The sequence below is a fragment of the Allobosea sp. 05T439 genome (assembly GCF_056396005.1).
Window position 1 is genome coordinate 196489 of the sequence record NZ_JBFTKP010000012.1, and the last position, 10953, is coordinate 207441.

The following is a 10953-nucleotide window of genomic DNA, read 5'->3' on the forward strand; positions in this document are numbered from 1 at the left end:
AGATGGCCCTGACGATCACGATCCTCGGCTGCGGTTCTTCTGGAGGCGTACCCCGGCCGGGCTCGGGCTGGGGGGCCTGCGATCCGAAGAACCCGAAGAACCGGCGTCGGCGCTGCTCGATCCTTGTCGAGCGCAATGGCGGCAACGGGACGACCAGGCTGATCGTCGATACCACGCCGGATCTGCGCGAGCAGTTGATCGATGCCGAGGTCAAGCATCTCGATGCGGTGCTCTTCACTCATGACCATGCCGACCACACCCATGGCATCGACGATATGCGGGCGCTGGTGCTGCATATGCGCAAGCGGATTCCGGTCTATGCGGATCCGGTAACGGCCGCGACCTTGCGGACGCGCTTCGGCTATATCTTCGAGACGCCGCCCGGCAGCCTCTATCCGCCGATCCTCGAGATGCAGTCGATGCTGGCCGGCGAACCGCTGACGATCGAGGGGGCAGGGGGCGGTATTTGCGCGCGCCCCATCGCGCTGGAGCACGGGCCGGGTTACGAGGCTCTCGGCTTCCGCTTTGCCGATCTCGGTTATGTACCTGATGTCAGCCTGATGCCGCCCGAGGCCAAGGCCACCCTGGCCGGCCTCGACGTGCTGATCCTCGACTGCTTGCGCGAGACGCCGCACCCGAGCCATTTCAGCCTGTCGCAGGCGCTGGAGGCAATTGCCGAACTGGCCCCCAGACGCGCGGTGCTGACCAATCTCCATATCGACCTGGACTATCAGAACCTGTCCAAGCGCTTGCCTGCGCGCATCGCTGTCGCCTTCGACGGCATGAGCCTGACGGTTGACGGCTGAGGCGAGAAGAGGGCACCCCGCCCCCGGTTCGGCCTCAGGCAGCGTTCTGGTGGTGCCATTCGTCCAGATAGGCCAGCACGGTCTTCAGGTCCGACACATCGACATAGCGGCGGCCGAGATCGCGCAGATTGTCCCTGTGTGGCTGCTCCTCGATATCCCCGACGCAGTCCTCAGGCACGATGGTGCGGTAGCGATAGCTGAAGGAATCGATCGAGGTCGCGCGAATGCAGCCGCTGGTGTTGCAGCCGGTGACGATCACGGTATCGACGCGTTCCTTGGTGAAATAATCGCTGACACCGGTATTGAAGAAGATCGACGGACCCTTCTTGCACACGGTCAGATCATAGGACGCATCATAGATGCGTGGATCATGGGCGACGCTCGGATGGTCGTGCAGGAAGGTCTCGCGCACGGCCGTGATCTTCCAATAGGGCATTTCCCGCTCGTTCATATAGGCGGTGTTGCAGTTGGCGACCGGCACATTGTAACGGCGCGCGACCTCGAGCAGAGTTGCGGTGTTCTCGAGGGCACGCATGACCAGCGGTGCACCGCCCAGCGGATACTGCGGATCGGTAAAGCCCTTCTGGAAATCGACCACGACAATGCCTGGCTTCCTGCCGAACCCGACCGGGATCTCGCCATAGCTGCGGTTCTGGTAATCGTCGCTCATCGCGGCTCTCCCTGCTTGCTGGCATGTTGTCGAGGTCATCCTTGATTGCACTAAAAAAACAAGCAAGATTGTTTTTCTAATACTGTATCGCCGAACGCCGGCGAGGCGAGGGCGGCCATGTCGAGCCCGAGGAGGAGAAGGTGAGCAAGGCAGAGCGGCAGCAGCAGATGCGCAGCATCATGACGCGCGAGCGGCTGATCCAGTCACGCTCGATGAGATCTTCGAGGTCGGCTATCACGCCGCCACCACCCAGGAGATCGCCGCCCGGGCCAATGTCTCGCGGGGCGCCTTGCTGCATCATTTCCCAGCGCGGGCCGACATCGTCCTCGCCGCCATGGAGGAACTGCTCGAGGACGGCACTCGGCAGATCAGGGCCGTGGCCGACGAGGTCCAAAGCGGCAAGATCTCGCTCGAGGGGTTCGTCGAGTTCCTGTGGCAGCTCTTCTCGGGCCGGTTCTTCTATCTCTCGCTGGAGATGATCACCGAGGCACGCAACGATCCGGAGCTGTGCGAACGGATGATTCCGGTGGTGAAGCGCTTCCATCAGGTGCTCGACGGCATTTKGTCGGAGTTTTGCGACCCGCAGAAGCGCCCGCCGCAGCAAGCGCGCATCATCCTCAATCTGACGCTTTGCCTGGTTCGCGGCATGGGCGTCCAGACGGTTCTGCGTCCAGACCCGGGCTATTACCGCGAACTCATCGAGGCCTGGAAGGCATTGCTGCCGCAGCTCATCGACGGCCCGACCGGGGATCTCATCTTCGCGGGAGAAAACGGCTCGAGGTGACCAGCGAAGGATCAGCGCTGCGACGACGCTAATCCTGGAGGTGCTTTTGCGCGATCAGCGCGGCTTCGACCCGGCTCTTGAGGCCGAGCTTTGCGAGAATGTTCGAGACGTGAAACTTGGTGGTCTGGATTTGCACCCCCGTCGCCTCGGCGATCTCACGATTGCTGAAGCCGCGCCCGAGCAGGCGTAGCGTGCGGTTTTCCTTCGCTGAAAGCGCTGCGATCTTGGTGATGACGGGGTCGACCTCCTGCTGCCCTCGCATCGCGCTCAGCAGGCGCACGGCCATGTTGGGAGGGACATAGGATTCGCCCCCTGTGATCGCCCTGACGATCGCGATCAGATCCATGGCCGGGACGCCCTTCAAGGCATAGCCCGACGCGCCGGCGTCCAGCGCCTGCAGCACGACGTCTTCTTCCTCCGAGACCGTCAGCATGACCACTTTCACCTGCGGCCATGTCTGGTGAATCCGTCGCGCCGCGGCAATTCCGCCGCCAGGCATCGACACATCGAGCAAGGCGACCTGCGGGGAGAGCCTTCCTACTAGCTCGAAGGCTTCGTCGGCCGACGCACCTTCGCCGACCACCTCCAGGTCACCACTTCCCGAAAAGATCTGCACCAGACCCGCGCGGAAGATCGCGTGATCGTCCACGACAACGATGGATTTTCGTTCACGCAACGAGCAGCCCTCCACTGAGGTCCAGGGTCATCTTGAGCAGATTGCCTCCGTCACCGAGGCGGCGTTTCGTCAATGTTCCGCCAAGGCTCTCGACCCGTTCCTGCAGGCCGTAGAGCCCAATGCCCGCGCTGGGAAGGTCTTTCTCTGCAGACGAAGAGTCGCCTCCGCTGTCGGCCACCGAGACATTCAGGAGCGTTCCGTCCATCCAGCTCCGCACCTCCTGACCTGTTGCCCCGCCATGGCGATAGGCATTGTTGAGCCCTTCCTGGACGAAGCGGAAGACGCAGATCCTGACGGCATGCGACACCGGCTGAGGCAGCTCGGTGGTGGCGAGAGCTACGGATGTTCGCGTGCGCGCTTCGTGTGCCCGCACAGCCCGCTCGATAACCATATGGAGCGGCAGGTCGGCGATCTCGGGAAGGACAAGCCCCTTGGAGATGCTCCTGATCTCGCGCATCGCCTCGTCGAGCGCCGACTGCATAGTCAGCAGGGAGCGATCGCGCGGGGCCTTGCTTCTGGCGTTGCGCGCGTCCTCGATCTTCAGGATCGAGAAGCTGATCAACTGGGCGGGGCCATCATGGAGATCCGCGCCGATCCCGCGGATGAACTGTTCGTTCAGCTCCGCGACCCGCGCCGAGGCGCGCTGCAGCCGGTCGGACAACTGCCGGTTCTCGAGCAGCAGCTGTTCGGTCTCTTCGACGCGCCGCTCAAGGGCCTTCCTTTGTGTCTCGATGGTTCGGCTCCCGCGATGGACGATGCCGAACAGGGCGAGCATGATCGCCGCCGTAACCGCGGCAATGACCAGCCAGCTGCTCCGTCTGAGCGCTGCAAGCTCCTCCCGGAAGGGCTCGGCCTGCTCGTGGATTTCGGCAACGGCAATGATGCGGGAAGAGCCTTCCAGCCGGATCGGGCTGTAGATTTCGAGATAGCGGGTCCTGATGCCCCGAATCACATGCTCGCCTGCACGAGGGTCGGCATGGTCGGCCGTGACCTCGCCCGTCAGCGCCCGCAACAGGCCGTTGGGGCGGTCGAACTGATGGCCGATGATCTGGGGGGTGTTGGAGTAGGCCACGACCCCATCCGGCGTCCAGACCTCGAAATAGGGAAAGCGGCGCTTCACGGCCTCGTCGGCGAACAACTGGTCGAGCCGTGCGATCGCCCCCGCCGACAAGCTCTGGGAGGTGGCAAGCTCCTGAACGGCCGGAGCAACCAGACTCTGCATGAACAAAGCGGTCGAGGCTGCCTTGCTTCTGATCGCCTCACGAGAAACCAGCTCGGTGATCAGATAGCCGGCCACGAGCATGGCGATCTGCATGACGAGGCCACCGGCGATCAGGAACTGCACCGACAGCGTCGCGCGTCGTGGCGCGGCCTTCCCGGCGGGCAAGTGCTGCAACGGCACGCCCGTGATCACGTCACTGCTCTCGAAGTCCTGAACCGGCTTCAGCATATCGCCCGTCGACGTCTCCACGCAGAGATTAGCTCAAACTGATGACTGTGAGATCACCATCTGGCAGCGCGATCCATCAGTATTGCAAGCGAAACCGGCCAAGCGGCCCGGATCACTTCCGCAGTGAACGAAAACTGGTCGAAGGTCTAGTAAGCCAGCTCGCCCCCAGATGCGTCAGCGTCGGTTCAAAGGTCGTCGCGGTGCCACGCCCGTAAGTCGCCGAATATTGGCCGACCTTATCTTCTTCAAATCGACCCCATACCCAGCAATCCTTTTGCTTAACGAAGCGTAATCGGGCGGTTCGTCGGAAATGCCGCATGCAAGGGCGCTCACAGTCCTTCGTGCGGCTCAACGGCAGACGCTCGGTGCGGCAGAAGCAATTCTTGGGTCTTAACGCAGCACCGTGGGCGGAGCGAGGGTATCATGAAGCTCAATACGCACGACCTTGAGTTCATCCTGAAGCAGATCAAGATCGCCGAGGCCCATACGGCCGGGACGCCCTTGACCGAGTTGGTCGATAATCCGCTGGTGCCCTACGGGCTACGCACGGTCGACGGCACCTACAACAACATCATCCCGGGCAGGGAATGGGTCGGGTCGTCCGACCAGACCATGCCGCGCCTGCTCGATCCGGTCTTTCGCCCGGCAGAGAATGGGCCTGGCGGGGCACCGACGAGCTACCAGCAGACCTCTGGGAACGTCTACGACTCCCAGCCTCGTGTGATCTCGAACCTGATTTCAGATCAGACGATCGGCAATCCCGCCACGATCATTTCCGCGCTGACCAATCTTGGGCACGAGGACCCCTATCTGTTCCTGCAGGCGCATGCGGCTGTCTATGAAGCTGCCGTGTTGGCCTATGAGGAATGGGAGACGGCTGACCGCGGCCTCGCGCAGGCGAACGCCAATCTTGCACTTGCGCAACGCGCAATCGGACCAGCGCAGGGTCAGGTCGCTGTGGCACAGGCTGCTTTCGATCTGGCGGTTGCAGAGGGGGGCGATACCGGGCCGGCACTGGCTGCGCTCGCCACCGCGCAGGCAAGTCTCGCCACGGCCGTAGGCAATGCCACTGCTGCCGCGGCGGCCGTCGGCGTCGCAACCGCGACGCTAGCGGCCGAAGTGCAGCAGAAGCACGTCGCCTACGACGCAATGACGGACGCGCTCGGCGTCACGATGCAGGGCGACACCGTCCTTATCCCGAACGTCGCGCCCGATTTGGGCGACACCGCTCCGTTCAACGGGTTCTTCACGCTGTTCGGCCAGTTCTTCGATCATGGGCTTGATCTGGTCAGCAAGGGCGGGAACGGCACGGTCTATATCCCGCTCCAGCCCGACGATCCGCTCTACGTCGCCGGTAGCCCGACCAATTTCATGGTGCTGACGCGCGCGCAGAACCAGCCGGGCGCCGACGGTGTGGTGGGTACCGCCGATGACGTGCGTGAGCATAACAACGAGACGACGCCCTGGATCGATCTGAACCAGGTCTACACCTCGAATCCGTCCCACCAGGTCTTCCTGCGGGAATACGCCATGCTGGACGGCAAGCCCGTCGCGACCGGGCGCATGCTGGAGGGGKCGAATGGCGGCCCTCCGACCTGGGCCGACGTCAAGGAACAGGCTGCGTCCAAGCTCGGCATCCTGCTGACCGATGCGGACGTCCTGCGCGTTCCGGCGATCCTGACCGACCTCTATGGCGAGTTCATTCGGGGGGGCACCGGCTTCCCGCAGTTGGTCACCGGCACCGGCACGGGCTCCGTCGAGGGAAATCCGGGCGCGCTGGCTGTGGCCTCGGACGCCTTGTCGGCTGGCCGCGCCTTCCTGAACGACATTGCCCACACGGCGGTGCCGGGCGGGCTGGTCGATCATGACCGAAACCCGGCAACCGCGCCCGTTCTCGTGCTTGCCGACGATGATACCGTTGCCGGAAACCAGATCGCTCTCAACCAGTTCGGGATTGCGACAACCTATGACGACGAACTTCTCAATGCTCACTTCATCGTCGGCGATGGTCGCGGCAACGAGAATATCGGCCTGACCTCGGTCCACCATACTTTCCACCACGAGCACAATCAGCGCATCGACCAGATCAAGACGCAGTTGCTGACAGGCGAGGGGGCAGACGTCGCGTTCCTGAATGAGTGGCTGCTGACCGATGTCACGGTGATGCCGACATCGCAGGCCGAGATCGATGCGCTGGTCTGGGATGGCGAGCGTCTGTTTCAGGCCGGCCGGTTCTCGACGGAGATGGTCTATCAGCATCTCGTCTTCGAGGAGTTCGCGCGTGCCATCGCACCCGATGTCGATCCCTTCGTGTTCTCCAACACCACAGTGATCGATGCCGGGATCGTCGCCGAATTCGCCCATGTCGTCTATCGCTTCGGGCATTCGATGCTCACCGACACGATCGACATGTTCAAGCTCGATGCGAACGGCAATCCCGTCGCGTCGGACATTGCACTGTTCGACGCCTTCCTGAATCCGATTGCCTTCAATGCTGCCGGTACGACGGCCGAGGCTGCGGCTGCGGCGATCCTGACCGGGATGACCCGGCAGGTCGGAAACGAGATCGACGAGCACATTACCGATGCGCTGCGCAACAATCTCGTCGGCCTGCCGCTCGACCTCGGCGCACTCAACATAGCGCGGGCTCGCGATACCGGCATTCCCTCGCTCAATGAGGCCCGCCGCCAGTTCTACGAGGACACGCATGACAGCCGCGTGAAGCCTTACGAGAGCTGGTACGATTTCGCGCTTTCGATGAAGAATCCGGCCTCGCTGATCAACTTCATCGCAGCCTATGGCACGCATTCCTCCTTGCTCGGCAATCTGACGCTTGAACAAAAGCGGGATGCCGCAACCCTGCTGGTCATGGGCGGGGCCAATGCGCCGGCCGATCGCATCGCGTTCCTGAACGGGACGGGCGCCTGGGCGAATGCCGCCAATGGCGCGACCATCACAGGCCTCGACGCAGTCGATTTCTGGATCGGCGGGCTCGCCGAGAAGAAGATGGCCTTCGGCGCGATGCTGGGGTCGAGCTTCACCTATGTCTTCGAGTACCAGATGGAGCAATTGCAGGCCGGCGACCGGTTCTACTATCTGAGCCGGACCCAGGGCCTGAACCTGCTGAACGAGTTGGAGGCGGATTCCTTCGCGCAACTCCTGATGCGCAACACGGATGCAGGGGCCGAGGGAGCGCCGCATATCAACGGGGCAGCCTTCCAGACGGCCACCTACATCCTCGAGATGGACCCGACCAAGCAGATCACGGGCCTAGGCCTCAACGGCAAGGCGGACCCGACGCATACCAACCCGGTACTRCAGGCCATTAGCCCGATGGTCATCCGCGACAATCCCGCGACGCCTGGCGCCGACAACAATTATCTGCGCTATACCGGCGTCGATCACGTCGTCCTCGGCGGCTCTGCCGGAAACGACATCCTGATCGGCGGCGAGGGGGACGACACGCTCTGGGGTGGGGCGGGCGATGATCGCCTCGAGGGCGGCTATGGCGTCGATCACCTGCATGGTGGAGCCGGCAATGACATCATCACCGACAGCGGCACGGATATCGGCGCAGCCGACGTCATTCATGGCGACGCCGGCGATGACGTCATCACGCCCGGCAACGGTCTCGACCTGATTTTCGGCGGGGACGGCAGCGACTTCATTTATGGCGGCACCGAGGGCAAGACCGTCTCGGGTGGCCAGGGCAATGACTTCATCCGCGGCGGGACGGGAGGCAGCTTCCTGGCCGGCAACGAGGGGGACGACTGGATCGAGGGCGGGGACAGCTTCGACACCCTGGCCGGCGAAAACTCCGAGCTGTTCTTCAACTCGACGATCATCGGCCATGACGTGCTCAACGGCCGCGGCAACGACAATGATTACGACGCCGAGTCGGGCGACGATATCATGATCCAAGGCGAAGGCGTCGAACGCAATAACGGCATGGCCGGGTTCGACTGGGCGATCCACAAGGGCCACAACGAGGCCGCTGACTCCGACATGGGCATGACCATCTTCCAGAACCAGCAGGACAACATCCTGCGCGATCGGTTCGACCTGGTGGAGGGCCTGTCGGGCTGGAAATACAACGACAAGCTGACCGGGCGCGAAGTCGTCATGGGCGCCTTCGACGAAAACGGCAATGCGACGCAGGTCGACCCCGGTGCGCCTCTCGACTCCTATTCGAGCGCGCTGCTCGAGAAGAACCTCTCGCTGATCGCGGGACTGGAGCGGCTGGTCGCGCATCTCGACCGGACGACTGTGACGGTTGCCGGCAAGACCGAAACCATCGTCATGGACACCTCCGACGCCTCCGACATCCTGCTGGGCGGCGGCGGCAGCGATCTAATCGAAGGCAAGGCCGGCAACGATATCATCGACGGCGACTCCTGGCTGAACGTKCGGATCAGCATCCGCGATGACCAGGGCAATGAACTCGCAACGGTCGACACGCTGTCGGACACGATCACCAATGCGGACCCGTCGGTTGCGCATTGGAACGGGCGGACTCTTCCAGAACTGATGCTCTCCCGTGAGATCATACCAAATCAGCTCAACATCGTTCGCGAAATCCTCGACGGAAACCAGGCCGGCGATATCGACACTGCGGCTTACTGGGATGTCGCGGCCAATTACCTGATCAGCCGCAATGAGGATGGCAGTGTCACTGTCACGCATGTCACCCAGTCCGCAGCGGTGATCGATCCGACCACGGGGCGGGCGCGCCAGTCTGACGGATCCGACCGGCTGTTCAATATCGAGGCGCTGAAGTTCGCGGACCAGACCGTCAGCCTCAACCGGCTCGTGACCGGGGCGCTGACCATCACGGGCACCGAGAACGTGCTGACCGCGGACACCTCTGGCCTCAGCGATGCCGACGGCCTCGGCACCTTCAGCTATGCTTGGCAATCCTCGACGGATGGTGGCGTCACCTGGAACACGATCGCTGGCGCAGCATCTGCCAGTCTGACCGTCTCGGCCGCCCTCACGGGCCAGTTGATCCGGAGCGTCGTGAGCTATGTCGATGCTCGCGGTTTCGCGGAGTTCGCAATCTCCGATGTGACGGCGAAGGTCGGCAGCAACACCAATGGCGCGGTGGTCGAGGTCATCAACGGAACCGCCGACGCCAACCTGCTCAATGGTCGCGGCGGCAACGATACGATCAACGGGCTGGCCGGCAACGACATCATCAATGCCGGGGCCGGGGCCGACACGGTCGATGGCGGGGATGGCAACGACACGATCGATGGCGGTGCGGGCAATGACGTGCTCTCTGGCGGAGCCGGGAATGACACGATCATCGGTGGCGCCGGAAACGACACCCTGACTGGCGGCGCCGGCAACGACACGCTCGACGGCGGCGACGGCACGGCCGATGTTKCGGTCTATGCCGGCCCGATCACCGACTACGACATCGCGCTGGATGGGACCGGCCGGATCGTGGTGACAGGCGCGGCCGAAGGCACCGACACGATCAGCGGTGTCGAGCGCTTCTCGTTCGGCGGGACGACCTACACGCAGGTCGTTGCGGGCACGAACGGTGCCGACGGCGCGCTTCTCGGCGGAGCCGGGTCTCAGCTCATCTTCGGCTTTGCCGGCAATGACACGATCATCGGTGGCGCCGGAAACGATGCCATCCATGCGGGAGCGGGCGACGATATCATCGCCTGGGCCGTCGGCGATGGCCGCGACGTCGTCAATGGCGGAACCGAAGGTTCCGTCGGCGACACCTTCTCGATCACCGGAGCGGTCGGCGCCGAGACATTCCGCGTCTATACCCGCGCCGCCGCCGCCGGCGTTGGCGGGATCGGCTATACCGGAACGGCGGAGATCGTGATCACCCGAAGCGTCGGGGCCGGGGCGGCGACGATCATCGCCGAACTGACCGAGATCGAGGAGATCGTGATCAACGGCGCGCCCGCATCGCCTCCAGGCGGTCCGGTGAACACCACCATCGCCGGTGACACGATCCAGGTCTTTGGCGATTTCACCCAGACCAGCCTCAACCTGAACACCATCACGATCGATGGCACGAGCGGCAACGACACGATCGACATCTCGGCGCTGAGCTCTGCGCATCGCATCGTCTTCAGGTCAAACGGTGGCAATGACACGATCATTGGCTCGCTTCGGGCTCAGGACGTCATCGAGCTGCCGGATGGCGCGACGCTGGCAGACTACGAGGCGACCGATAATGGCGACGGCACGACGACCCTGTCGAATGGCAGCCACTCGATCACCTTCACCGGGGAGATGCCGGTCATCGATGATGGCGACGACGATGATGATGACGATGATGACGACGATGACGACGGCGCCGGCAATGGCGACGATGACGACGACGATGATTGCGGCTGTGACGACGACGATGATGATGACGGGGCTGGCACGGGTACACCGCCTCCCGGTTCGGGCACCAATCCTGGGACGCATGTCGGGACGGGGCTGAGCGATGTCCTGATCGGGGCAGCGGGGGCGGACAACCTGATCGGCCAGGGCGGCGACGATGTCCTGATCGGTGCGGGCGGCGACGACACGATCTCGGCGGGCGATGGCAACGAC

At 63.3% G+C, this 10953-nt stretch carries 6 protein-coding genes; 3 read left to right on the forward strand and 3 right to left on the reverse strand.

What is annotated here, in order from left to right; translation table 11 throughout:
* The first annotated feature begins 2 nt into the window (after positions 1–2).
* On the forward strand, positions 3–806 hold the full coding sequence (locus AC1DIO_RS16530; protein WP_476775382.1) for an MBL fold metallo-hydrolase: 804 nt from the start codon (positions 3–5) through the stop codon (positions 804–806).
* A 34-nt stretch (positions 807–840) separates the two neighbouring features.
* On the opposite strand, the gene AC1DIO_RS16535 is transcribed toward AC1DIO_RS16530, so the two are convergent.
* A complete protein-coding gene (locus AC1DIO_RS16535; protein ID WP_441505590.1) occupies positions 841–1476 on the reverse strand; it encodes an isochorismatase family protein in 636 nt (211 codons plus the stop codon).
* Positions 1477–1765: 289 nt separating this feature from the next.
* Between AC1DIO_RS16535 and AC1DIO_RS16540 the strand changes: the two genes are divergently transcribed.
* Positions 1766–2260: a TetR/AcrR family transcriptional regulator gene (locus tag AC1DIO_RS16540; RefSeq protein WP_476853705.1), complete on the forward strand. Its 495-nt coding sequence runs from the start codon at positions 1766–1768 to the stop codon at positions 2258–2260.
* Positions 2261–2288: 28 nt separating this feature from the next.
* On the opposite strand, the gene AC1DIO_RS16545 is transcribed toward AC1DIO_RS16540, so the two are convergent.
* Together AC1DIO_RS16545 and AC1DIO_RS16550 are read right to left on the reverse strand one after the other, a co-directional pair.
* Positions 2289–2936, reverse strand: a complete 648-nt coding sequence (locus AC1DIO_RS16545) for a response regulator (RefSeq protein WP_441505592.1) — start codon at positions 2934–2936, stop codon at positions 2289–2291.
* Complete coding sequence (locus AC1DIO_RS16550; protein ID WP_441505593.1) at positions 2929–4407, reverse strand: sensor histidine kinase; 1479 nt, start codon at positions 4405–4407, stop codon at positions 2929–2931. Before AC1DIO_RS16550 ends, AC1DIO_RS16545 begins: the two co-directional genes overlap by 8 nt.
* 402 nt (positions 4408–4809) lie before the next feature.
* Here AC1DIO_RS16550 and AC1DIO_RS16555 point away from each other — a divergent pair.
* The coding region (locus AC1DIO_RS16555; RefSeq protein WP_476853706.1) for a peroxidase family protein at positions 4810–10953 on the forward strand (6144 nt) is incomplete at its 3' end.